Source organism: Nocardia sp. NPDC059229 (assembly GCF_042754165.1).
Classification (GTDB): domain Bacteria; phylum Actinomycetota; class Actinomycetes; order Mycobacteriales; family Mycobacteriaceae; genus Nocardia.
Genome location: NZ_JBHZAK010000011.1, coordinates 276,446 through 299,536 on the forward strand (window position 1 = coordinate 276,446; position 23,091 = coordinate 299,536).

Consider the following 23,091-nt stretch of genomic DNA (forward strand, 5'->3'; position numbering starts at 1 on the left):
GCGGCATCTGGGCCGCTACCGGAATGTGATCAGTTCAGATCCGCAGGTGAGGACAGGGTTCCACGCACCGCGGTGGCCGCGGCGACCAGCGGCGAGACCAGGTGCGTGCGACCGCCCTTGCCCTGTCGCCCTTCGAAGTTCCGGTTCGAGGTGGCGGCGCAGCGCTGACCGGGGGAAAGCTGATCCGGGTTCATACCCAGGCACATCGAGCATCCCGGCTGGCGCCATTCCGCGCCCGCGGCGGTGAAAATCTCGCCCAGACCCTCTTTTTCCGCCTGCAGCCGCACCCGCATCGAGCCCGGCACGATCAGCATGCGTACACCGTCCGCGACCTTTCGGCCCGTCAGAATGTCTGCGACCGCACGCAAATCCTCGATCCGGCCATTGGTGCACGAACCCACGAAAACCGTGTCCACGGTGACATCCCGCAGCGGAGTGCCCGGCCGCAGGTCCATGTACTGCAGCGCCTTCTCGGCGGCCGCACGCTCGTTCTCGTCGACGATCTGCTCCGGATCCGGCACCGAGTCGCCCAGCGGCGCACCCTGTCCCGGGTTGGTGCCCCAGGTGACGAAGGGGGTCAGCGCGGAGGCGTCGATGTGGACCTCCGCGTCGAAAACCGCGCCCTCATCGGTCTTCAGGGCGTCCCAGGCGGCCACGGCGGCCTCCCAGTCCGCGCCCTCGGGCGCGTGCGGGCGGCCCTTCAGGAACTCGTAGGTGACCTCGTCGGGCGCGACCATGCCCGCGCGGGCGCCGGCCTCGATCGACATGTTGCACATGGTCATCCGGGCCTCCATGGACATGCCGCGCACCGCCTCGCCGCGGTACTCCAGCACGTAGCCCTGGCCGCCGCCGGTGCCGATCTGCGCGATGACCGCCAGGATCACGTCCTTGGAGGTGACGCCCGCGGGCAGCTGCCCGTCGATATTGATGGCCATGGTCTTGAACGGGCGCAGCGACAAAGTCTGCGTCGCCAGCACGTGTTCCACTTCCGAGGTGCCGATGCCCATGGCCAGCGCGCCGAACGCACCGTGGGTGGAGGTGTGCGAATCACCGCACACCACCGTGGTTCCCGGCTGGGTCAGGCCCAGCTGCGGGCCCACCACGTGGACGATGCCCTGATCGAGATCGCCCATCGGGTGCAGGCGCACACCGAATTCCTCGCAGTTCTTGCGCAGCGTCTCGACCTGCAGGCGCGACACCGGATCCGCGATCGGCTTGTCGATATCGATGGTCGGGACGTTGTGGTCCTCGGTGGCGATGGTGAGATCCGGGCGGCGCACCGGGCGACCCGCGGCGCGCAGTCCGTCGAACGCCTGCGGGCTGGTGACCTCGTGCACCAGGTGCAGGTCGATGTAGATGAGGTCGGGTTCGCGATTCGCGCCCTCGCCCGCGCCGCGGACGACGACGTGCTGGTCCCAAACCTTCTCCGCCAGAGTGCGTGGCCGGTCGGCCATAACTGCTCACCTCTCGATTGACATACCCACGCCCGGGCTGGTGACGCGGGGGCTGGCGTCCGAGCTGGGAGCGGTTGGTTTGCATTTCCCAACATGCGAGACGCTAATATCGTTCTATGAGACAGCATAGCGGTATCGGGGTTCTGGACAAAGCGATGGCCGTCCTGCACGCCGTAGCCGAGCAACCCTGCGGCCTCAACGAGCTCTGTGCCCGCACCGGACTGCCCCGCGCCACCGCGCACCGCCTGGCCGTGGGCCTGGAAACCCACCGCATGCTGGCCCGTGACAGCCAGGGTCTGTGGCGGCCCGGCCCGGCCCTGTCGGAGCTGGCGACAACCGCCAGCGACCCGCTCCTCGACGCCGCCGCCACCATCCTGCCGCGCCTGCGCGAGATCACCGGCGAGAGCGTGCAGCTCTACCGGCGCGACGGCAATGCCCGCGTCTGCGTGGCCGCCATGGAACCCGCCGCGGGTCTGCGCGACACCGTGCCGATCGGGGCGCGCCTGCCGCTCACCGCGGGCTCGGCCGCCAAAGTGCTACTGGCCTGGGCCGATCCCGAGATGCAGCGCACGGTCCTGCCCGAGGCCGTCTTCGGCGAGCGAGCCCTGGCCGAGGTGCGCCGCCGCGGCTGGGCGCAGAGCGCCGCCGAGCGCGCGGCCGGCGTGGCCAGCGTGTCCGCGCCCGTGCGCGACGCCGCGGGCGGCGTGGTCGCGGCCGTCTCGGTATCCGGACCCATCGACCGCATGGGCCGCCGGCCGGGCGCCCGCTGGGCCGCCGATCTGGTGGCCGCCGCCGACGCCCTCCACAAGCGCCTCTGACGGACTTTGCGGGCCCGGGGCAACCCTCGGGGTGGCCACTGCCGTCACGACAGCCCCACGGGTCGCTCAGCCACCCGACCGCAGTTTCCCGACTTCCCGACCGCAGCCCTCGCCGGATTCCGGCGGGGGCTGCGCTGGTTTGCGGACCCGGAGGCGCCGTTTCCAGGGCCGGATCGGCCGCTCCGGCTGTGAGCCAGGTGGCAGGAAATGGCCACTGTGACTGCGCTCATACGCCGTAAATTACAGTCGGCCCATGGGAGTTAATCAACGCGCGCAGATCGTGATGTCCGACCAGGAGATCACCGAATTCATCGAGCGCAGCCGGATCGCCACCATGGCCACGCTGGGCGCCACGGGCGCACCGCATCTGGTCGCCATGTGGTACGCGGTGATCGACGGCGAGATCTGGTTCGAGACCAAGGCCAAGGCCCAGAAGACGGTGAACCTGCGCCGCGATCCGCGTATCACCGTGATGCTCGAGGCCGGCGACACCTACGACCAGCTGCGCGGCATTTCCATCGAGGGCCGCGCGGAGGTCATCGACGACCCCGAGGCGCTGTTCAAGGTGGGAATCAGCGTCTGGGAGCGCTACACGGGGCCGTACAGCGACGAGGCCAAGCCGTTCGTGGAGGCCATGCTGAACAAGCGGGTGGCCGTGCGCGTGGTGCCCGAGCGCACCCGCAGCTGGGATCACCGCAAACTCGGCCTGCCCGCCATGCCGCTGGGCGGCAGCACCGCTGGTCAGCAACCATAGGCACGGCTGGCCGGCAACCATGGACGCTGCTGGCCGGCAACCGTGGTCATACAGCAAAGCGAAGGCCCCCAGCCAATTGGCTGGGGGCCTTCGCTTTGTAGTCCCGACGGGATTTGAACCCGCGCTACCGCCTTGAGAGGGCGGCGTCCTAGGCCGCTAGACGACGGGACCAGGATGAGATTCCGGCAGACTTTGTGGTCCGCCGAAGCTTCTCGAATTCGAGAGCCGGAGCTCTCGCAGCTGGGGTACCAGGACTCGAACCTAGAATGGCTGAACCAGAATCAGCTGTGTTGCCAATTACACCATACCCCATTGACCTGGGCTTTCAGGTTCCTCCCGGGGGAAGCTCCCGACCGCTTTCCGGCCGAGAAGAAGATTAGCAGCATCCCCCGGCAGATACACAAACCGGCTGGTCAGGGGCCGGTTTGTGCATCATTTCGGATTACCTGCGGGCCTTCGCGGAACCGATCTCAGGCGATGCCGGCGAGCGCGGACCGCATGCGGTCCATGGTGAGCTCGCGGCCCAGCAGTTCCAGCGACTCGAACAGCGGCGGGCTGATGTGGGAACCGGTCACCGCCACGCGCACGGGCGCGAAGGCCTTGTTCGGCTTGAGGCCCAGTTCGTCGATGAGCGCGGCTTTGAGCGCCTCTTCGAGGGGCGTGACGGTCCATTCCGAAACGCCTTCGAGGGCCTTCACCGCCGCCTGCAGCACCGGAGCGGCATCAGGGCCCAGATTCTTTTTCTCCGCGGCGGGGTCGATGGCGAACTCTTCGGGCTTGATGAAGAGGAACTTCAGCAGATCCCAGGCTTCGCCGAGCACCTTGATCCGGGTCTGCACCAGATCGGCTGCGGTTTCGAACAGCTTCTCGTCGATCTCGGCGCCGATATGGCCGTGTCCGGTAAGGAACTCGCGCAGCCGGTGAGCAAAATCACCGGGGGTCAGCTTCCGAATATGTTCGGCGTTCAGCGCATCGGCCTTCTTCTGGTCGAATCGAGCCGGATTCGAATTCACCTTCGAGATATCGAAGGCTGCCACCATCTCGGTCATCGAGAACAGGTCATGATCATCGGCGATGCTCCAGCCGAGCAGCGCCAGATAATTCAGCAAACCCTCGGGAATGAACCCGCGGTCGCGGTGATGGAAGAGATTGGACTCCGGATCACGCTTGGACAACTTCTTGTTGCCCTGACCCATCACGAAGGGCAGGTGACCGAACTCCGGGGTGAACTCCGCGACACCGATTCGTTTCAGTGACTCGTAGAGCGCGAGCTGCCGCGGAGTGGAGGACAGCAGATCCTCGCCGCGCAAAACGTGGGTGATCTTCATCATGGCGTCGTCGACCGGGTTGACCAGCGTATAGAGCGGATCGCCATTACCGCGGGTGAGCGCGAAGTCGGGGACCACGCCCGTGCGGAAGGTGGTCTCGCCGCGCACCAGGTCGTTCCAGGTGAGGTCCTGGTCGGGCATGCGCAGCCGGACCACCGCCGGGCGGCCCTCTGCCTTGTAGGCGGCGATCTGCTCGGCGGTCAGGTCGCGGTCGAAGTTGTCGTAGCCGAGCTTCGGATCGCGGCCGGCGGCCTGGTGCCGGGCCTCGACTTCGTCAGGGGTGGAGAAGGATTCGTAGGCCTCCCCCGCCGCCAGCAGGCGCTGCACCACATCGAGATGAATGTCACGCCGCTGCGACTGCCGGTACGGGCCGTAGGGGCCGCCGACCTCGGGGCCCTCGTCCCAGGTGAGGCCGAGCCAGCGCAGGGCGTCGAGGATGGCGTTGTAGGACTCCTCGGAATCGCGTGCGGCGTCGGTGTCTTCGATGCGGAAGACGAAGGTGCCGCCGTGGTGGCGCGCGTAGGCCCAGTTGAACAGGGCGGTACGGACCAGACCCACATGCGGTGTGCCGGTGGGTGACGGGCAGAAACGAACCCGGACGTCAGTCATGGCTCTCTTTCGTTCAGCGTTTGGCGGCAACGGGATTGGACAGGGTGCCGATGCCGGAGACGGTCACCGACACGGTCTGGCCGGCCTGCAGCGGGCCGACGCCCTCCGGAGTGCCGGTGAGGATGACATCACCCGGGAGCAAGGTCATTACGGCGGTGACCCACTCGATCAGCTTCGGAATATCGTGCAGCAGAAGTGAAGTGCGGCTGCGCTGCTTCACCTGGCCGTCGACCTCGGTGACGATCTCCAGATCCGAAGGGTCCAGCGCGGTCTCGATCCACGGGCCGAGCGGGCAGAAGGTGTCGTAGCCCTTGGCGCGGGTCCACTGGCCGTCGTGCCGCTGCTGGTCGCGGGCGGTGACGTCATTGGCGACGGTGTAACCCAGGATCACCTCGTTGGCGCGGGCGGCGGGCACGTCCTTGCAGGGGCGGCCGATGACGATCGCCAGTTCGCCCTCGTAGTCGACCTGAGAAGAGCTGGGCGGCAGGATGATCGGGGCATTGGGGCTCTGGATCGAGGTGCTCGGCTTCATGAAGATGACCGGGTCGGCCGGGGCCGGGCCGCCCATCTCCTCGGCGTGCGCGGCGTAGTTCTTGCCGATGCAGATCACCTTGCTGGCGAGGATCGGGGCCAGCAGGCGCACGTCGGCCAGCGGCCAGCTGCGACCGGTGAAGGTCGGGGTGCCGAACGGGTGTTCGGCGATCTCTCGGACGACGGCGTCGGAACCGTCCCCTTCGATGCTGACGAAAGCGACTCCATCTGGGCTGGCAACTCGACCTAGGCGCATGGTTGGCATCCTATCGACCGGCCTCGACCTGCCCGAACGCGCCCAACCGCGGGGCGGGACCGGAGCCGGGGACGAGGGCGGGCCGGGCGGGGGCGGGGACGGCCGGGCGGGGCGGCATCCCGGCCCGCATCGCCCCGATCCGAATGTGGAAAGCCCTTATACGCAAGCGAACTCGGGTCTCGCGGGTGGACTCACAAGATCAGTGAGCGAGTGTGAGCAAACTGACAGCTCGTCCCAGAAATCGTCTTGCGCATCACGTGTACGGTGAGAGCCGGTGTTCACAGTGTAGGACACTAATTCCATATAGTGAGACAGAGGTGAGGGCGATGGCCACCGTGACACAGATCGGGACGAAACGACGGTGGACCATGCTGGCGCTCGGTGTCTTCGCCCAGAGCTCCAGCGCCGCGCTGGTGCACGGCACCGCCTTCCTGCTGCCTGCACTGACCCAGCGTGGAATGCCGCTGGCCACGGCCGGTCTGCTGGTCGCCATGCCCACCGTCGGCCTGGTCTGCACGCTGATCGCGTGGGGCTGGATCGTCGATCATGTGGGCGAGCACAAGGCCCTGGTGGCCGGTCCCGCGCTGATGTTCGCGGCGGGCGTGGCGGCGGCGACGGTCTCGAACTATGTTGCGCTGGGCGCATTGCTGTTCCTGGCCGGGGCCGGAGCGGGCAGCACCAATGCCGCCAGCGGGCGGGTCATCGTGGGCTGGTTCCCGCCGGATCAGCGCGGGATGGCCATGGGCATCCGGCAGGCCGCCCAGCCGCTGGGCGTGGCCGTCGGCGCCATGACCATCCCGGCCGTCGCTGCGGCACACGGGTTCTCGACGGCCGTCCTGGTCCCCGCGGCCATGGCGGGCGCGGCCGCGGTCGGCTGCCTGTTCGGGATTGTGGATCCGCCGCGGCCCGAATCCGCCGGGGGCGCAGGGCGTCCCGCCAACCCGTACCGCGGCGACTCCACGCTGTGGCGCATTCACGGGGTGTCGATTCTGCTGGTGATCCCGCAGGCCACCATCTGGACCTTCGGCCTGCTGTGGCTGCACCGGGATGTCGGCATGTCGCTGCCGGCGGCGGGCGCGCTGGTCACCGCCACCCAAATCCTGGGCGCGGGAGGGCGAATCGGCGCGGGGATCTGGTCGGATCGGGTGGGCAGCCGGTTGCGGCCGCTGCGCACGGTGGCGATCGCGGCCGTAATCTCCATGTCCGCGTTGGCCGTAGCGGCCTGGACGCACCAGTGGTGGGCGGCCGTCCCGATTCTGGTCGCGGCCTCGGTCATCACGGTGGCCGACAACGGCCTGGCCTTCACGGCGGTGGCCGAGATCGCCGGTCCCTATTGGTCGGGTCGCGGGCTGGGGATCCAGAACACGGGCCAGAACCTGGCGGCGGCCGTGATCGCTCCGGCCTTCGGCGCATTGATCACCGCGGCCGGTTTTCCGATCACCTACCTGCTGGCGGCGGTGGTGGCGCTGGCGGCAGTCCCGTTGGTGCCCAGGGGTTCCCGGTGACCGGCTGATTGCCGGCAAATCCGGAAGAGCTGTGCCCGTTAAGTTTTCGCATCCGAATAAAAATCTGCGATATGCCTCACTGGCCCAGGAGGTTTCAACGAAACCCCTCCCAGGATTGCATTTCGGCGACGAGGAGGGAACGGACGAAGCGTGTGAAGTAGTCGGGTTTCGACGATTCGCCGGGTGGTACGGACCGGCGAATCACCTTGTCGGACTCGATATCCGGCCGTGAACAAGGAAAAGCCCCCGTTCCCGCGGTCGCGGGAACGGGGGCTTGACCGTGGAACGCTAGAGCGAGGCGGCGATCCGGTCGCCGACCTCGACGGTCGAGGCGGCGCCCGAGCGCGCCGCCAGATCCTTGGCGACGGCGGCCTCGATGCGGGCGGCCTCCTCGGCCTTGCCGAGGTGGTTCAGCAGCAGGGACACCGACAGGATCGCGGCGGTCGGGTCGGCCTTGGACTGGCCCGCGATGTCCGGGGCCGAACCGTGCACCGGCTCGAACATGGACGGGTTGGTGCCCGAGGCGTCGATATTGCCGGAGGCGGCCAGGCCGATGCCACCGGAGACGGCGGCGGCCAGGTCGGTGATGATGTCGCCGAAGAGGTTGTCGGTGACGATCACGTCGAAGCGGCCCGGGTCGGTGACCATGTGGATGGTGGCGGCATCGATGTGCTGGTAGGCGGTTTCGATATCCGGGTACTCCGCGCCGACCTCGGCGACCGTGCGCGACCACAGCGAACCGGCGAAGGCCAGCACATTGTTCTTGTGCACCAGGGTCAGGTGCTTGCGGCGCTTGCGGGCGGTCTCGAAGGCGTAGCGGACCACGCGCTCGACGCCGAAGCGGGTGTTGGTGGAGACCTCGGTGGCCACCTCGTGCGGGGTGTTGACGCGGATCGCGCCGCCGGTGCCGGTGTAGGGGCCCTCGGTGCCCTCGCGCACGACCACGAAGTCGATGTCCGGGTTGGCCGCGAGCGGGCTGGTGACGCCCGGGTACAGCTTGGACGGGCGCAGGTTCACGTGGTGGTCCAGCTCGAAGCGGGTGCGCAGCAGCAGGCCGCGCTCGAGCAGGCCGCTCTGCACCGACGGGTCGCCGATGGCGCCCAGCAGGATGGCGTCGTGCTGCTTGAGCTCCGGGATGACATTGTCCGGGAGGATCTCGCCGGTGGCATGGAACCGCTTGGCTCCCAGGTCGTATTCGGTCTTCTCGACACCGGGCACCACCACGTCGAGCACCTTGAGGGCCTCGGCGATGACCTCGGGACCGATACCGTCGCCCGGAATGACAGCCAGTTTCATGAAATCCATGCTCCGTTCGATAAAACGCGCGGGTGATCCTCTCCGCGCTGGCTGGAGAGTCACCGGCCACCATAGCGGGTACGCCCGCAACCCCTTTCACCAGGGCGAATCGCTCCCAACCAGTGGGATAACCGGCCGCTCGCACGGGGCCACGCCAGCGGGCTGCGGCTGCACGTGGGACTACGAGGGCTGAATTCCCGCGCGCCGACACTCTTGTTGCACGCGCAGGGAAAAAGCGTCCTGCTGCCCCGCCACCGTCCGGCACCACTCCTGCGCCTGCGTGCCACACGCCCGCTGCTGCTGACCACCCATCGTCCCGGCGGAAAGCACTGCGACACAACCGTTCTCGGAGCGCGAGTAATCCGGCCGATGATCGAGCACCGCCCACGCCACCACCCCCGCCACGATCAGCGCGACGACGACAGTGCTCCCGATCAGCAGATTGCGCCGCTCCCGCGCGGACAGCGGCTCGGTCGGCGGCGTCTTTCCTCGCATTCATCAATCATGGCGGCGTCGGTAATGTTCGGTGGATGTTCGACAATCTCCGACTCGAGCGCAAACTTCATCGCCTGGAACGCAAGATCGATCTCATCATCGAGCATCTGGGTATCGCCGATCCGGGCGGCGTCATCGACTACAGCGCGATCGACGATCTCCTGCAGCGCGGCAAGAAGATCCAGGCCATCAAGCTGTACCGGGACCAGGACCCGACGGCCGGTCTGGCCGAGGCGCGCGACGCGATCGAAGCCCGGGATCGCCGGCCGGGTCGCTGATACTTCCCCTCGAACGCATCGGGCCCCTTCCACTGTCCGTGGAAGGGGCCCTCATCGCGTAGCGGTCTATCTCAGTCCAGGCTGACCAGGGCGACCTTGGCCGCGCCGACGGCCTCGGCGATGGCGGTCTGGACGTCGGCCGGGACCTCCTTGTTGACGCGGAGGACGACGGTGGCGCCTTCCTGGTCGAGGTCCTGGGTGAGCTGGGCGGCGAGGATGTCGATGCCCGCGTCGCCGAGCTTGGTGGCCAGGCGGCCGAGCTGGCCGGGCTTGTCCTCGTAGGCGAGGACGGCCAGGTTCAGGCCCTCGGCGCGCATGTCGTAGTTGCGGCCGTTGATGTTGACGATCTTCTCGACCTGGGCGGGCTCGGTCAGGGTGCCGGCCACGTTCAGGGTGCGGCCGTCGCCGAACACGGCGCGCAGGTCGACCAGGCTGCGGTGGGTCGGGCTCTCGCTGTGGGTGGTGACGGAGGCCTGAAGGCCGCGGTCCTTGGCCAGCGACGGGGCGTTGACGAAGGTCACCGAGTCCTCGATGAGGGCCGAGAACACGCCGCGCAGAGCCGAGAGCTCGAACACCGCAACGTCTTCCGAGGACAGCTCGCCGCGCACCTGGACCTCGATGGAGACCGGCAGCTCGTCGGCGAGGGCGCCCAGCAGCGCGCCCTGCTTGCGGACGATGTCCAGCCACGGGGCGACGATCTCGTTGACCGCGCCACCGGTGACGTTCACCGCACCCGGCACGAACTCACCGGCGAGGGCGAGCTGCACGGACTTGGCGACATCGGTGCCGGCGCGGTCCTGGGCCTCGGCGGTGGAGGCGCCCAGGTGCGGGGTCACCACGACCTGCGGCAGGTTGAACAGCGGGCTGTCGGTGGACGGCTCGGTCTCGAAGACGTCGATACCGGCGGCGCGCACGTGGCCGGAGGTGATGGCGTCGGCCAGGGCCTGCTCGTCGATCAGACCGCCGCGGGCGGCGTTGACGATGATGACGCCCTTCTTGGTCTTGGCGAGCGTCTCCTTGTTCAGCATGCCCTTGGTCTCAGGAGTCTTGGGCAGGTGAATGGAGATGAAGTCGGCGCGCTCGAGCACCTCGTCCAGGGTCAGCAGCTCGATGCCCAGCTGGGCGGCGCGGGCCGGAGAGGTGTAGGGGTCGTAGGCGACGACCTTGGTCTCGAAGGCGGCGAGACGCTGCGCGAACAGCTGGCCGATGCGGCCCAGGCCGATGACGCCGACGGTCTTGCCGAAGATCTCGACACCGTTGAACTTGCTGCGCTGCCAGGTGTGCTCGCGCAGGGTGGCGTCGGCGGCCGGGATCTGGCGGGCGGCCGAGAGCAGCAGGGTGACGGCGTGCTCGGCGGCGGTGTGGATGTTGGAGGTCGGCGCGTTGACGACCATGACGCCGCGCTCGGTGGCCGCGGGCACGTCGACATTGTCGAGGCCGACACCGGCCCGGGCGACGATCTTGAGGTTCTTGCCGGCCTCGAGCACCTCGGCATCGACGGTGGTGGCCGAACGGACCAGCAGCGCATCGGCTTCCGGCACGGCCGCGAGCAGCTCGGGGCGGTTGGGGCCATCGACCCAGCGCACCTCGACACCGTCGCCGAGCGCGTCGACGGTCGACTGGGCGAGCTTGTCGGCGATCAGAACAACAGGACGGCCTGCTTGGCTCACGGTGGGGTACTCCTGAGGAAGGGTTCCGGGATTTACGGGCGATAGCTTAGTGCGCTGGGATCCGGGGTGTTTTACCGCCTGGTAGGCAACTGCCATCAAACCTGTGAACTGCGGGTTTACCCGGAGCGTGTGTCGGAGATCCCGGAACCGGCTCTGGGAGCACGACTCAGGCGGCAACTTCGGCCGTCAGCATCGGATCTGCCGCCGCGCCGTCGGCCGCGGTCCAGATCAGCGCCAGTGACTGCAGCGCTTCGATATTCACAAGGACAGCCCCGATACCGCTTCTCGCGTGGACCTTTCCGATGCGTCGGTTCTCGCCTGCGGGTTCCACGTCGGCGGCCGGTAGGTCGGCATCCCAGCAGGCCGGGGTGTCGGCGGCCCGGTCCGCCACGGCGATCATGATCTCGGCCACGGCGTAGCCAAAGATAGGGCATCGCCGGGAAGGTGTCTCAGCGAAAGTGCGACCCCGGCTTTCGGCTGACTTTTACGGACTTGCGCGCTCGGGAGGCGCAATTCAGGGCGTTGAGACACCCTTCACGGATAGCCGAAAGCCCGGCATCGGAGCTACGGAGTCCGAGGCCGGGCTTTCGAAAGTCGAGTAATCGACGTCAGCAGTTCCTAGCGGCCGAAGGAGCCGGTCCACAGGGTGGACAGGATGCCGTGCAGCGCGGCCGAACCGGTGTCGAGCAGGCCGTTGAGGGCAGCGGAACCGGTGTCGATGATAACGGGGATCATGAAAATACCTCTTCTGAATTCCGTACGAACTTTCTGACGTGAAGCCTATCGGGCCGGTTTCACGGCCTGTTACGGGGGATTTACGTTGTGTGACCGGCATCACGCCATCTGGATTCTGTGGTCCCATTCATATGAGTGTCGAATTCCCGCCATATAACGTGGCTATCACGCCCCTATTTCTGGGGGCCTCGGTGCACGGAAAACGCGTGGACCAGCGGGATCCCGGGGCGCTAACGTCGACCGTCATGACCCTGCGCTCGATCCCCGCTTCCATGGACCCGGCGGTGGTCGCCACGATCGACGGCGAACTGGACCGGATCGTGCGCGAACACCGCGTCGACGTGCTGCTCGCCATCGAGAGCGGTAGCCGCGCCTGGGGCTTCCCCTCCCCCGACTCGGACTACGACTGCCGCTTCGTCTACCTCCGGCCGCTGGACGGCTACCTCACCCCCTGGCCCGGTCGCGACGTCATCGAGACTCCCTTGGTGGGCTTACTCGATGTCAACGGCTGGGACCTCGTGAAGGCGCTGCGGCTGCTGGTGAACGGGAACGCGGTCCTCATCGAATGGCTCATGTCGCCGATCGTCTACCGCGGTGACGCGCAATTCCGGGACGAATTGCGCGCACTGGCCGACGAAGTCGCCGACCGCAACCGGGTAGCCCGGCACTACCTGCATCTGGGCCGCCGGCAGTGGCGTCTCTTCGATACCAATCGTTCGCTGAAAAAGGTGTTCTATTCGTTGCGGCCGGCCATGGCATTGCGCTGGCTACACGAATACCCGGATAAAGCAGTGGCGCCTATGCATTTGCCGACCCTGCTCGACGAATGCGACCTTCGCGACGATTTCACTACCGCGGTGAAGGAACTGACGGAGTTGAAATCCCGCACCCGGGAAATGGGCGCCGGCAGCGTGCCCGAACCGATCGCGACGTTCATCTCCAGCGAGTTCGAACGAGCCGCCGCGGAATTCGTCGGGGATAACCCGGCCCAGCGGCAACAGGCACAGGCTCTATCCGCGGAATTCTTCCGCCGGCGGCTGCACGGCTGACAGAACCCCACGGGCATCACGTAACGGCGGCCGCCCCGATCACCTCGGGACGGCCGCCGCGATGCGTGTTCGGCCAGACGCCGCGTCTCAGTAGTCGGCTCCCGCGATGACCCGCACGATCAGCGCCTCGGGCCCCGGCTTGGTGCCCCGCACCTCGAATTCGACCCGCTGCCCCTCCACGAGCGACCGGAAGCCCTCGCCCTCCACCGCGGTGTACTCCACGAACACGTCCGGCCCGCCACTGTCCGGGCTCAGGAACCCGAACCCCTTTTCGCTGTCGAACCACTTCACCGTGCCGTGCACCATTACCAAACCTTCTCGATCCGACCGGACTCCCACGTCCCCGCGCGTGCCGCGGTCCATGGTGTCACGCCCCCGGCCCACGCGGTCGGCCGCCACGCCCGCCCAGCCGCTCCCGCAGCCACGACCAACCCACACGGCCCTACCGCTATATCGAATCCCCCTGCCCCCGCGTATCACTCACCCGCCGAGTCCTCTGCGCCGCGCCACCCTGGCCAACGCCCCTCCCGTACACCCCATTTCACCTGGAATCCCGAACGCCAGCACGCGCCCAGTGCCTCGTATCCCGCACCTCCCGACCAAGATCAGGGAGCTGCGCCGGAGGTGATTCGGACAAATCTCCGCACTGAGAGCACCCGGGTCTTGGATCGCCTGGTCGCACGGATGCTCCGTGTGTTGTGGTCCTCGGGCCGATGTGAGATGGGCTCGCGTACATCTGGTTCCGCAGCCCATGCCTACAAGCCCATGCACCTAGCACGAACTCCTGCAAGCTCTCGCAGCGCTCGTCCCATCCGGGACCATGGGGTATCGCCCCACCACGACCGCCGCATCGCGTTCGCCTCTTCGCGTCCACGGAACGAGGTCACCCGGGAATCGCACTCCGCGCGGCTGTTCTTTCGCGGTGTTCTCACCGCAGGTGCCCGGGCCGGCCCTTCTTCGGCCCGGGCACCGCGCCCCGCATCGCGCATTGCCGCGTCACGCGGGCCGTGCCCCTCCGGCCCGGCGCTGACAATGCGGCGCGGGCGACCCTACCCCGGGGTCGCTGGCGGTCAGGGAGCTCTGGTGGTGGCGATTCGGGCGAATCTCCCCGGTGAGAGCACCCTGATCTTGGTTTCCTCAGCCGGCGCGCATGTTTCGGGGTGGGGTGTTCTCGTCGGCGTCGGGATCGCGCATGGCGTAGACGCGTTCGAGGAAGTCGCGGTGGGCTCGGAGGGTGGCGTCGAGGAGTTCGCGCCAGGTGCGGCGGTCCACTCGGTGGTCGCTGACCAGGGAGGAGAGGGACGCGGGGCCGAGCTTGTCGATGTGGTCGACGATGAAAGTGAGGCGGCGGCGCGGGAATTGCGCGCCGATGCGGGGGTTCTCGTCGAGGAAGTGGTCGAGCTCGTGGAGGTAGTTGACGGCGCGGTTGTACTCCTCGTCGGTGAGGTGGTAGTCCATGCGCTTGATCTCGACGATCCACAGTTCGCCGGAGTCGTGCAGCAGGACGAAGTCGGGTTCGCGCTTCTCGCTGCCGATGGACGTGGTCACCAGCGGGGTGCCGAATTTCTGTGCGTACCAGCGTTCGAAGCTGGCGCGCACGCGTTTGAGGGATTCGTTCATGCCCAGCGGGGTCCACTCGGGGGCGAGCAGCCAGGGGGCGGATTCGATGAGCTCCTGGAAGGGTCGTTCCAGGGAGCGGCGGTCGTCGATGAGCGAGCGCAGCCGGTTCACCACGGCGACACGCTCACTGGCGATCTGGCCCAGCGAGTAGATCTCGGCCACCCGGGCCCGCTCGAACAGCGCGACCACCACGTCCAGTGCGGGATCGGCGTCCTCGGCGATCTCCTTGAGGGTGTCGAGCAGGCTGCGCTGCGGGCCCAGCGAGAGCGCCAACCGCAGCATGTTCTCGATGTGCGTGGGATCGTCCATCGAGGCACGATCCTTGTGCGCCACCAGGATTCGCGCCGCGTCCAGGACCGAGTCGCGGAACACGCGGTCGCCGGGCGCGATGGCGTCGAGGGTTTCGTGGATGCGGGAGCGCTCGACGAACTCCTCCCAGACCCGGCGGCGGATGGATTTCTCGCCGAGCCTGCCGATCTCCTTGATCAGCGCCCGGCCCCACTGCGCGAGCGCCTCACCGCGCGGGGAGCTCCACATGATGTCCTGGCGGTCGGAGCGGACGAGATCGTCGTCATCGTCGAGCCAGTCGACGTGGATGGCGCCGACCAGATAGGAGCGCAGTTTGAATTCGCCGGTGAATCCGGAGGAGATGCCGAAATCCCTTGTCTGCGCGACGATCTTGCCGCGCGCGTAGATGCGGACCCCGGCCATCGCCTCGTCCCGGTACGGCTGCTTCGAATAGGCGATCCAGCCCGTCACCGGCAGGAATTGCCGCCCGAATCGCACCGGCACCCGGCCGGCGTCGATCCTGGTCTCCTCCATGACGTCGATCGGCAGCTGGCTGAGAATGAAGCTCTCCGGGCCGATGGCATTGCGCACCTCCACCCGCCAGTCCGCGCGTTCGATGCCGAAGCGGGCCGCCAGCTGCCGGTTCAGTTCGGTGCCCGTATTCACCCGCTTGCGAAAGAAATTCCGCAGGATGATGGTGGTGCCCCTGCTGGAGGCGAACGTGCCGTCCAGCCGGCCGGGGCGGGGGAAGTAGTCGCTCTCGGTGTCGGAGAGCATGTCATCGAGGTCCATCACGATGTGGGAGACGTTCCAGCCCAGGGGGGTTCGGTCGTCGTCCCGGCTGCCCGCCGTGATCACCTCGATGGTGCGGCAGATGCCGAAGGCGGCGAGCTTCCCGATTCCCTTGCGCCCCATCACCGGCCGCCGCCGTTCCCGGGACAGATCGGACCCGGTGCGCACGCGCCGGTCGGATCCGACCATCAGATAGTGCTCGTTGATCTCCTCCGCGGTCATTCCGTGCCCGTTGTCGGAGACGACGATCTCGTATGCCGGTTCGTCTGCGGCCCTGACGGTTCCGGCCAGCATCGCACCCCACGGCAGCACGACCTCGACCTCGGTGGCGTCGGCATCGTAGGAATTGGCGATGAGTTCGGCCAGGACCGCCGAGACCCTGTCGTAGAGCCGGATGCCGAGTTTGTCGATCGCCAGCCGGCTGATGCGCATCGTGTACTTGTGGTCATCGCGTTCCCGCGCGGCCGCATGCACGTCGTTGTACATGGTGGGCCCCCAATTGCCCTCGGAGCAGCCGTCGTTCAGCTACCTCTGAATACGATGCAACGCTGATTGATTAACAGCAGGCTGAACATTTACCGACCGCTTCGTCACGGTGTGATTCCAGGATTCACCAACCGATAGCCCACGGCAACGGCAAGGTCTCGGTTACCTCCGCGAGTGTGCGAGCGACCCTTGACAACCCGCTCCTTACCTTCGTCGACGCCGCCCGCCGGCCCGTCCCCGCCGACGAGCGAGCCAATCGGCGAGGCAGTGGTCTACCGCCGGAATCGGGGGTGTCGACCATCGAACAGATGCGATCGCGCCAACTTCCAGAACCGGGCGGCGATACCCTCTCGGCTTCAGCCTCAGCAACCCGATCCACCACTCCGGACGCCATCGCGGTCCCCGACGGGCCGAGCGTTGTGCGGGGATCGGGGGTGAGGGCGGTTGGGTGACAGGTCGGGCGGATGGAGGCAGAATGCGGGGCGGCGGCGGGCGCTGTCCGCTGTGACGCGAGACAAAAGGGGTACCGGGTGGCCAGTAGTCAGACCATTGCCGCACGTCAGCGCTTTTTCGGTGCGGAGGCGGTGGACCCGGTGAGCGGGGCGGTGCGGGAGGATCAGGTGCTGGTGTCCTGGTTCGGGTGTGCCAGTTTCGCGGTGGCCATGGGTGGCGTGGTGTTTCTGCTGGACGCGTGGGTTCCGCGCGGGGCGACGTCCGGGTATGTGCCGACCGGGCCGGAGGAGGTCGCGGCGCTGGATCCGGCGGCGATCTTCATCGGGCACGGGCATTTCGATCATGCGGCCGATGCGGGGGCGATCGCGCGGGCGAGCGGGGCGGTGGTGCATGGGACAGCCGAGCACTGCGCGACGGCTCGCAAGCAGGTGGGCGGGGCCGAATTGGCTTGTCAGGAACTGGGTTCCGGCAAGTCTGCGCCGGGCGACCGCTACGACTTCGAGCTCGCGCCGGGGCTTTCGGTGACCGCGGTGCGCCACCTGCACTCGGCGCGGACACCGCGGCACGAGGGGGCGGATGCCTCCGCACCCGTGCGACCCAAGCCCTGCCTGTGCGATATCCGCGCCTATCCTCCGGGGCTGGCCGACGCCGGACACCTGGCGCGCAACCTGCTCGCGCCGGAGGGCGGAGTTCTGCTGTACCAGTTCCGGCTCGGCGATTTCGTGCTGACCTGGCACGATTCCTCCGGCCCGCTGCTGGACAAGGCACCGCACGTCCTGGATGTGCTGCGCACGCTGCCCGCCTCGGACGTGCACATCGGCGCGGTGCAGGGATACAACCAGTTCACGAATGGGCTGCGGGACCCGCGCAGCTATATCGAGGCGCTGCGGCCGAAGGTGTTCGTACCCAACCATCACGACAACTGGCTGCCGCTGATCACCGCCCGGGGTGAGGCGTTCCGGACGCCGCTGCACGAGGAACTGGCGCGGATACCGGAGGCTGAGCGGCCGGAGATCCGGATGCTGCTGGACCGCGACGACTATCTTGCGCCAGGGCGGCTGGCGTTCGCCCTCGCACCGCAGGACTGATCGACTGGAGTCCAGGGCTGGTCGGCCGACAGGCGGACGGCGAATGGTCGACGCCAACGGGCTGCGCTGCAGCCCGGTCAGAGTGGGGTTGTGTCGATCAGCGAGGGCCCGTCGATCAGCGGAAGCGGAGAAGCATTGTGATGCTGGTGGTTCCGGCCGGATTGATGACTTCTGATCCGGATACGTCGACGAAGCCGAGGCGTTCGTAGAGCCGCCGGGCCGGATTCTCCAGGCGGACACTCAGACTCACGGCGTCGTACTGTTCGCGGGCGGCGTCGAGGGCTGCGGTCATCAACGCCGTTCCTAGTCCGGTGCCACGGCTCTCGGGCGCGACACCGATTGCCAGTTCCGGAGTGTCGCTGTCGATGTACCCCAGGGCCGCGTCCTCGGCGGTGAACCGGCGCAGCCATGCGGCACCGAGCAGTACGCCGTCGAACCCGCCGACCACACCGAGATCACCTGCGGCACCCCAGTTCTGGACGTATTTCGCGAGCTTCGGCTGATCCATCAGCTCGTCCGGCGAGACCATGCCGCGATCGCGGGCGTACGACGCCTCGAACAGCATGGCCCACAGGAATTTCTCGTCCGCTACGTCGGCGGGCCGGACAAACACCATGGGGTCAGCCGATCACGAATTCCGCGGATGTTCCAGTGAATTCGTTGACTGCTCCGCCGGCGTCGCGGCTGTCACCGGTGTACTGAATCCGGTAGCGGCCCGAGGGGGCACTGTCCGGCACCGTCCACTGGATGGTGATGGTGGAGGCGGCGGGCTGGCCGTCCGGGCGGGACCAGTGCAGTTCGGTGCACCAGTCGTTGTCGTCGTAGACGCGCCGCCAGTCATCGCCGGAGCCCTGCTGGATCTCGAAGTAGGTGCCGTCCAGGTGGAAGTTGTTATTCGGGTGAGCGCCGACGAACTCGACCGAAACCGTCTGTCCTGCCCCGTAGTTCGCGTCCGGCTGGGTGAGGACGTCACCGTAGGCGCGTCCGGCGTGCGGCAGGTCGGCCGGGACCGGCGACAGCAGGTTCGGCTGCAATCCGAAGGCCCAGTCGAGCGGGGCCGGGCCGCGGCCGAGGTCGATGCGCGCCGCCAAAGCCTTTGCCAGCCGGTCGAATTCCTGCATATGGGCGGAGAGCGTCCAACGCCCGTACAGGGTTTCGCCGCCCTCGTACTGCTGGGAGGCGTATTCCTCAGGGGTGGTGACGTATCCGCAGTAGCCATTGGCGTAGCCCTGCAGCAGCACGTTCTCCAGCGGCACATTCAGTGCCCGCGCCACCAGTCGCCGGATTCGCAGCCCCGACACGACCGTGTACTCCGACGGCCCCGAGGCCAGCACCAGATCGCCGATGCGCATCAGCTGCAGCGGCACGATCTGCGGCACCCACGGCCGCGGCGGCAGCACCCCCAGCGGGGCCAGAATCAGCTTGGGCGCCTGCACATCTCGCATCCAGTCTTCGATCGGCGAGTTGAGTCCGCCCAGCGCGGCCACCATCGGATTGGCGTCGCCCTCCTGCAGGAACGACAGCTGCGAGTTCCAGTTGTCCTCGGTGCTGGTCGCCATGGCCGCCGCGCCCATCATGGCGGGCGAGGTGCGGGCCGGCTTGCCATCCGGGGTGTAGTCGCCGTCGATGGGGGTGTCCGCGAGGTTCACATAGTGCAGCACCGAATCCACGCCGGCACTGCCCATCGGCGTCGCGGCGTCGAAAGCCTTTCGGCCCGCCTGATATTGGCGCTCACCGATGATGGCGCAGTTGGTGCGATTGTCCTCGGTCGGCCCCGACGGATGCATGGGCCGGATCCACAGATTGGGCGTCATATCGCCGGCATTGGTCTGCGGGAAGGCGGCCACGAACGACGGCGCACCGTCCAGGTGCCGCACACCCATCTCGTCGTGCTCCCAGCGATAGCTGGCGTATCCCTTGTTGTCCGCCGAGATGAGGGTGTTGCGATCGGTCAGCGAGGTACCGTGCGTCGCGAACCAGGTGATCGCCCCGACATCCTTGCCGCCCTGCCGGAATCGCAGCACGGTGACCTGCGGATCGATGGCATCCGGAAACGCCGCCTTGTCCCCATCCGGATTGGCCTCGAACGCCACCCGCGACCGGTTCACGCTGGCATCGTGCAACTCCCCCCGCCCGAGCATGATCGACCCCGGCCCGAGATTCTCGTGCGCCGCAACGATCGCCTTCACGATCCCGTTCACCTCGGCATCATGCGAGTTCTGCTGAAACCCCATGGCCGCAAGCGAATACGCATACTCCCGCGCGGTACCACCACACGAGTTGTGGTTGTGCGTCGCATTGAGATTGACGTTCCGTTCGGTATACAGATCCGCGAACCGCTGCTGAAGTTGCTGCATCACCACCAGATGCACCGACTGGAACAAGCAGGCATTGTCCGTATTCACGAACGCAACCCGATCCCCCGTAGCCTGATCCACCACGACATAGGCCCGCGCATAACACCGCGTCAACAGCCCCGTAGTGACCTGATCGGCCTCGGAGTACCCCATCATCCCCTGCCCAGCCGGGGCCCCCGTAATGTCCGCGATCCCAACCCCGACAAGGTAGTCCTGCCCCGCAGCCCGATGCCTGATGGGTTGCGCCCCAACCATATTCGCACCGAACGCCGCCGCACCGGCCCCCACGCCGCCCACCGCAGCCCCCACCAGCACAGCCCGCCGGGACAGAGTCATCGCATCCTCACTTCCACACCCGCGACAATGCGAACCAGCCCGCACCCGCCAAAGAGTGAACCTGTTTCATTTCAGGTTTCCCGCAGACTAGTCGGTCACTTGACCAATTTCTAGCCATGGGAGCCGAACCGCGCCCGCCACCCTATCGCCAGCCGCCTTCCCACCCGCCACCGCACACGCTTATACCACCAGGTCACCGCCGTTTTCCCCGAGCCCAGCAACCCAATGCGCCAGCGAGCCCCTGTCAAAGAGTTTGCACGCCCGCAACCTCAGCGAGTCGCTCGATCCAGCTCAACCAACCGCTCCCGAACCAACTCCGGCCGCTCATCCACGATGAAGTGCCCACACCCCACGACCAACTCAAGCGAGTAGTCATCCGCCCGAGCCGTCTCCGCCGCAGCCAGCGAGTAATGCACGGCCGAGTCCTCTTTCCCGAACAACGCCCGAATCGGCACGGTAGCCCGCCGAGTCTCCGGATTCCGCGCCGAAGCCGGCACCTCCTTCAACAGGAACGTCCGATAGGTGTCAGTAGCAGTCCGAGCCACCACCGGATCCCTGAACCGCTCCGAGAACACCCGAACTGTCTCTCGATCCATCCCATGCCCCTCAGACATAGCGGCCCCAAACAACCACTCCAAGAACCGAGTCCGCCGCTGCAACGGCACCCCCACACTCGCCATCAACGGCTGATAAGCCAACAACCGCCAAGCCTGCCGAGCCACATCCCCCTTAGGCACCCAGGGATGCGCCATGTTCAACACGAGGAATCCCCTGAACCTCTCCGGCTCGCGAAGCACCATCCGATACCCAACAAACCCACCCCAGTCATGGCCGACCAACAGGACGTCCTTGCCCAGCCCCATCGCATCCATCAGCGAAAGCACATCCGACGCAACGTCATCCTTGGCCCACCGATGAGGCGCGGCCTCCGACCATCCATACCCTGGCAGATCGGGCGCAATGATCCGCAACCCTTCCGGTGGATTCGCCAGCAGGTCCCGATACACGTAGTGATGCTGCGGCCACCCATGCAAGGCAACCACCGGGCGACCCTCTCCAGCCTCGGATATGTGAAAACGCACTCCCCGCGCCTCGACAAAGCTCCGACGAACACTCTGAATAGCGGGCGGGTCCTGATGAGCAGCCATAGCCCACGTTAACCTGCACAACGTAGTACAGCCCGAAATATGCTCGACCTCGTCCGGACAGACGACCCGGCCCTGTAGCAGTCTCACGATAGCTCGCCGTTAAGATCGACGAGGCACTGCCGGCATCCAAACCATCTGCGGCATAGGGGATTACGTTGCATGCACAGAGATGACACCGTCCCGGTGATCTTGACTCAGCGACCATCCGCCGGAATCATTGGCGTACAACATCATGCGACCGCTGTGAGGATTCTGGGTGGAGGATCACGAGCCGCTGTTGATGCGGCGGTACCAGGCATGGATCGTGCCTGCTGCGGACTCAGACGACACCGAACGTGAGGTGTACTTCAAGAGCGCCTTGGTCGTCCTCGACACCAATGTCCTCTTGGACTTGTACGAGTACACGCCACAGGCGAGGAGTCAGGTTTTCGCCGCACTCGAATTGATCTCGCCACGCCTGTGGCTTCCCCACCAGGTTGGGTTGGAGTTCGTACGCGGTCGGCACAGCAGGGTGAAGTCGCACGACGCGGCACTTAGGGATGCGTCCGACCAGATCGGTAAGAAGTTCGGCGAAGCGGTCCGCGCGCTAGTCACTGTCCGAAAACAGGTCCAGCACTTGCTACAGACGTACACCAGGGACGAACAAGCCCAGAAGGACCTTGAAGCGGCCATCAACAACAAGACCGTGGACGACCATCTGAAGGAGTGGGCAGCCCTTCTCCGCGGCCAGGTGAAAGCCCTTAAGGATGCACAGGACCACCGCGAAGGCACACTGTGGACCGATGACAGCATCCTGCAGAAGGTCGCAAACCTCTTCGACGACCGAGTAGGTGAACCGCCGCATCCGCATGTGCTGCGACAGCGGGTCGAGGATGCCTTTGCATACCGTTTTCCGAACGAGATCCCGCCAGGCTTCGCAGACGCTGACAAGAGCACGCCTCTTCGGTCGGCGGGCGACTACCTCCTGTGGGAGGAGGTGATCGAGCAGGCCGCCGCAATGCCTGAGCCACGCCGTGTCCTACTCGTCTCTTCTGACACCAAAGAGGATTGGTACGAGCCTGCGAGGGATGGCGCGAAAGCGAGGCCATGGCCGATGCTGTTCGACGAGATCAGGCAGCGTGCTGGGGCCGAACTGCGTATAGAGCAGCCACAGGAGTTCTTCGACGGAATCCGCCAGTTCCTGGACGCAGACATTGGAGAAGAGACTTCAGAGGAAATCAAGCGGGCGGCTGAATTGCCTCCGCCGCCAGAATCGAGTCCGCTCCCCGGGATCGTCGTAACAGAGATGGGCGCGGCAGTCTTGGAACCGACGGCAGAGTTGCGGGTGGCCGCCTACCAATCCGCAGGCTTGACAACCAGTTCGATCCGTCGCGCGGTTGAGTCTCCCGCACACCGCCTGTTCCAGTGGTGGCTTATCGGAGTAACCGCCGAGCTCGGGCGCCGAAATCCTGGGGACGACGAGCCCCTTATCGAGATGCTGGCCGCAGTCCGGTCCATTCCTCCCCCCGGCCCGGACTGGCTGCGGGGAACGGTTCTGCGCGATGGTGAGTGGCCCTACCGAAGCTCGACGTGGATAGCTCCATGGTTCGCCCAAGTCGTCCAGCCTGCTCCTGAGGCCGACCGGCTAGTTCTTCAGCGACTTGCCGCAAGGCAAGCCGACTTGCACGGAACCACCACCTGAAAGTGCTTGGCGCTGGCCCGAACGCCACCTCACCGCCCAAGTTGAGCGCTACGTTTGTAGATCG

Annotated in this window: 19 protein-coding genes and 2 tRNA genes; 7 read left to right on the forward strand and 14 right to left on the reverse strand. The window is 66.7% G+C overall.

Features of this window, described 5'->3' with window-relative positions; genetic code table 11:
- Positions 1 to 29: 29 nt before the first annotated feature.
- Positions 30 to 1,454: a 3-isopropylmalate dehydratase large subunit gene (gene leuC / locus ACFXHE_RS25405; protein WP_379386843.1), complete on the reverse strand. Its 1,425-nt coding sequence runs from the start codon at positions 1,452 to 1,454 to the stop codon at positions 30 to 32.
- A gap of 116 nt (positions 1,455 to 1,570) precedes the next feature.
- Between leuC and ACFXHE_RS25410 the strand changes: the two genes are divergently transcribed.
- Both ACFXHE_RS25410 and ACFXHE_RS25415 read left to right on the forward strand, forming a co-directional pair.
- Entirely contained in the window at positions 1,571 to 2,272 is a 702-nt protein-coding gene (locus ACFXHE_RS25410) for an IclR family transcriptional regulator (protein ID WP_364613585.1), read from the forward strand.
- A gap of 253 nt (positions 2,273 to 2,525) precedes the next feature.
- A complete protein-coding gene (locus ACFXHE_RS25415; protein WP_379386845.1) occupies positions 2,526 to 3,026 on the forward strand; it encodes a pyridoxamine 5'-phosphate oxidase family protein in 501 nt (166 codons plus the stop codon).
- A 98-nt stretch (positions 3,027 to 3,124) separates the two neighbouring features.
- On the opposite strand, the gene ACFXHE_RS25420 is transcribed toward ACFXHE_RS25415, so the two are convergent.
- The 4 genes from ACFXHE_RS25420 to ACFXHE_RS25435 all read right to left on the reverse strand — a co-directional run bounded on the left by ACFXHE_RS25420 (position 3,125) and on the right by ACFXHE_RS25435 (position 5,750).
- Positions 3,125 to 3,197: transfer RNA gene (locus ACFXHE_RS25420), tRNA-Glu, on the reverse strand.
- 69 nt (positions 3,198 to 3,266) lie between these two features.
- A tRNA-Gln gene (locus ACFXHE_RS25425) sits at positions 3,267 to 3,338 on the reverse strand.
- A 158-nt stretch (positions 3,339 to 3,496) separates the two neighbouring features.
- Complete coding sequence (gltX, locus tag ACFXHE_RS25430) at positions 3,497 to 4,963, reverse strand: glutamate--tRNA ligase (RefSeq protein WP_379386847.1); 1,467 nt, start codon at positions 4,961 to 4,963, stop codon at positions 3,497 to 3,499.
- Between the two features lie 13 nt (positions 4,964 to 4,976).
- On the reverse strand, positions 4,977 to 5,750 hold the full coding sequence (locus tag ACFXHE_RS25435) for a fumarylacetoacetate hydrolase family protein (protein ID WP_354837894.1): 774 nt from the start codon (positions 5,748 to 5,750) through the stop codon (positions 4,977 to 4,979).
- Positions 5,751 to 6,076: 326 nt separating this feature from the next.
- Here ACFXHE_RS25435 and ACFXHE_RS25440 point away from each other — a divergent pair, with 326 nt between their 5' ends.
- On the forward strand, positions 6,077 to 7,255 hold the full coding sequence (locus ACFXHE_RS25440) for an MFS transporter (RefSeq protein ID WP_379386849.1): 1,179 nt from the start codon (positions 6,077 to 6,079) through the stop codon (positions 7,253 to 7,255).
- Positions 7,256 to 7,543: 288 nt separating this feature from the next.
- Here ACFXHE_RS25440 and ACFXHE_RS25445 read toward each other — a convergent pair whose 3' ends face one another.
- On the reverse strand, positions 7,544 to 8,551 hold the full coding sequence (locus ACFXHE_RS25445; RefSeq protein WP_379386850.1) for a 3-isopropylmalate dehydrogenase: 1,008 nt from the start codon (positions 8,549 to 8,551) through the stop codon (positions 7,544 to 7,546).
- A gap of 180 nt (positions 8,552 to 8,731) precedes the next feature.
- Positions 8,732 to 9,046, reverse strand: coding sequence for a hypothetical protein (locus ACFXHE_RS25450; protein ID WP_379386851.1), 315 nt, complete (start codon positions 9,044 to 9,046; stop codon positions 8,732 to 8,734).
- Between the two features lie 35 nt (positions 9,047 to 9,081).
- On the opposite strand from ACFXHE_RS25450, the gene ACFXHE_RS25455 reads away from it, so the two are divergent.
- On the forward strand, positions 9,082 to 9,324 hold the full coding sequence (locus ACFXHE_RS25455) for a hypothetical protein (protein ID WP_379386853.1): 243 nt from the start codon (positions 9,082 to 9,084) through the stop codon (positions 9,322 to 9,324).
- Between the two features lie 71 nt (positions 9,325 to 9,395).
- Here the strand turns inward: ACFXHE_RS25455 and serA are convergent, their stop codons facing one another.
- Positions 9,396 to 10,994 carry a phosphoglycerate dehydrogenase gene (gene serA / locus ACFXHE_RS25460; RefSeq protein ID WP_379386855.1) on the reverse strand — a complete coding sequence of 533 codons (1,599 nt, stop codon included), beginning with the start codon at positions 10,992 to 10,994 and terminating at the stop codon, positions 9,396 to 9,398.
- Positions 10,995 to 11,160: 166 nt separating this feature from the next.
- A complete protein-coding gene (locus ACFXHE_RS25465; protein ID WP_379386857.1) occupies positions 11,161 to 11,406 on the reverse strand; it encodes a hypothetical protein in 246 nt (81 codons plus the stop codon).
- A 412-nt stretch (positions 11,407 to 11,818) separates the two neighbouring features.
- Between ACFXHE_RS25465 and ACFXHE_RS25470 the strand changes: the two genes are divergently transcribed.
- The gene (locus ACFXHE_RS25470; RefSeq protein WP_379386859.1) at positions 11,819 to 12,778 is read left to right on the forward strand and encodes a DNA polymerase beta superfamily protein; all 960 of its coding nucleotides are present in this window, start codon (positions 11,819 to 11,821) and stop codon (positions 12,776 to 12,778) included.
- 87 nt (positions 12,779 to 12,865) lie between these two features.
- On the opposite strand, the gene ACFXHE_RS25475 is transcribed toward ACFXHE_RS25470, so the two are convergent.
- On the reverse strand, positions 12,866 to 13,084 hold the full coding sequence (locus ACFXHE_RS25475) for a cold-shock protein (RefSeq protein WP_379386860.1): 219 nt from the start codon (positions 13,082 to 13,084) through the stop codon (positions 12,866 to 12,868).
- An 831-nt stretch (positions 13,085 to 13,915) separates the two neighbouring features.
- Positions 13,916 to 15,964, reverse strand: a complete 2,049-nt coding sequence (locus ACFXHE_RS25480; protein ID WP_379386862.1) for an ATP-binding protein — start codon at positions 15,962 to 15,964, stop codon at positions 13,916 to 13,918.
- A 530-nt stretch (positions 15,965 to 16,494) separates the two neighbouring features.
- Between ACFXHE_RS25480 and ACFXHE_RS25485 the strand changes: the two genes are divergently transcribed.
- Positions 16,495 to 17,505 carry an MBL fold metallo-hydrolase gene (locus ACFXHE_RS25485; RefSeq protein WP_379386864.1) on the forward strand — a complete coding sequence of 337 codons (1,011 nt, stop codon included), beginning with the start codon at positions 16,495 to 16,497 and terminating at the stop codon, positions 17,503 to 17,505.
- Positions 17,506 to 17,620: 115 nt separating this feature from the next.
- Here ACFXHE_RS25485 and ACFXHE_RS25490 read toward each other — a convergent pair whose 3' ends face one another.
- The 3 genes from ACFXHE_RS25490 to ACFXHE_RS25500 form a co-directional block, all read right to left on the reverse strand.
- Positions 17,621 to 18,121: a GNAT family N-acetyltransferase gene (locus ACFXHE_RS25490; protein ID WP_379386866.1), complete on the reverse strand. Its 501-nt coding sequence runs from the start codon at positions 18,119 to 18,121 to the stop codon at positions 17,621 to 17,623.
- A 4-nt stretch (positions 18,122 to 18,125) separates the two neighbouring features.
- Entirely contained in the window at positions 18,126 to 20,198 is a 2,073-nt protein-coding gene (locus ACFXHE_RS25495; protein ID WP_379386868.1) for a neutral/alkaline ceramidase, read from the reverse strand.
- Between the two features lie 269 nt (positions 20,199 to 20,467).
- Positions 20,468 to 21,346, reverse strand: coding sequence for an alpha/beta fold hydrolase (locus ACFXHE_RS25500; RefSeq protein ID WP_379386870.1), 879 nt, complete (start codon positions 21,344 to 21,346; stop codon positions 20,468 to 20,470).
- Positions 21,347 to 21,602: 256 nt separating this feature from the next.
- Between ACFXHE_RS25500 and ACFXHE_RS25505 the strand changes: the two genes are divergently transcribed.
- Entirely contained in the window at positions 21,603 to 23,027 is a 1,425-nt protein-coding gene (locus ACFXHE_RS25505; protein WP_379386871.1) for a PIN-like domain-containing protein, read from the forward strand.
- Positions 23,028 to 23,091 lie beyond the last annotated feature (64 nt).

What these genes read in the sequence shown, in the direction of transcription:
- ACFXHE_RS25435 (WP_354837894.1), bottom strand. Translation starts at nt 5,750, where the DNA reads ATGCGCCTAGGTCGAGTTGCCAGCCCAGATGGAGTCGCTTTCGTCAGC.
- ACFXHE_RS25440 (WP_379386849.1), top strand. Translation starts at nt 6,077, where the DNA reads ATGGCCACCGTGACACAGATCGGGACGAAACGACGGTGGACCATGCTG.
- gltX (WP_379386847.1), bottom strand. Translation starts at nt 4,963, where the DNA reads ATGACTGACGTCCGGGTTCGTTTCTGCCCGTCACCCACCGGCACACCG.
- ACFXHE_RS25450 (WP_379386851.1), bottom strand. Translation starts at nt 9,046, where the DNA reads ATGCGAGGAAAGACGCCGCCGACCGAGCCGCTGTCCGCGCGGGAGCGG.
- ACFXHE_RS25500 (WP_379386870.1), bottom strand. Translation starts at nt 21,346, where the DNA reads ATGGCTGCTCATCAGGACCCGCCCGCTATTCAGAGTGTTCGTCGGAGC.
- ACFXHE_RS25480 (WP_379386862.1), bottom strand. Translation starts at nt 15,964, where the DNA reads ATGTACAACGACGTGCATGCGGCCGCGCGGGAACGCGATGACCACAAG.
- ACFXHE_RS25445 (WP_379386850.1), bottom strand. Translation starts at nt 8,551, where the DNA reads ATGAAACTGGCTGTCATTCCGGGCGACGGTATCGGTCCCGAGGTCATC.
- ACFXHE_RS25410 (WP_364613585.1), top strand. Translation starts at nt 1,571, where the DNA reads ATGAGACAGCATAGCGGTATCGGGGTTCTGGACAAAGCGATGGCCGTC.
- ACFXHE_RS25415 (WP_379386845.1), top strand. Translation starts at nt 2,526, where the DNA reads ATGGGAGTTAATCAACGCGCGCAGATCGTGATGTCCGACCAGGAGATC.
- leuC (WP_379386843.1), bottom strand. Translation starts at nt 1,454, where the DNA reads ATGGCCGACCGGCCACGCACTCTGGCGGAGAAGGTTTGGGACCAGCAC.
- ACFXHE_RS25490 (WP_379386866.1), bottom strand. Translation starts at nt 18,121, where the DNA reads ATGGTGTTTGTCCGGCCCGCCGACGTAGCGGACGAGAAATTCCTGTGG.
- ACFXHE_RS25475 (WP_379386860.1), bottom strand. Translation starts at nt 13,084, where the DNA reads ATGGTGCACGGCACGGTGAAGTGGTTCGACAGCGAAAAGGGGTTCGGG.
- ACFXHE_RS25455 (WP_379386853.1), top strand. Translation starts at nt 9,082, where the DNA reads ATGTTCGACAATCTCCGACTCGAGCGCAAACTTCATCGCCTGGAACGC.
- ACFXHE_RS25495 (WP_379386868.1), bottom strand. Translation starts at nt 20,198, where the DNA reads ATGACTCTGTCCCGGCGGGCTGTGCTGGTGGGGGCTGCGGTGGGCGGC.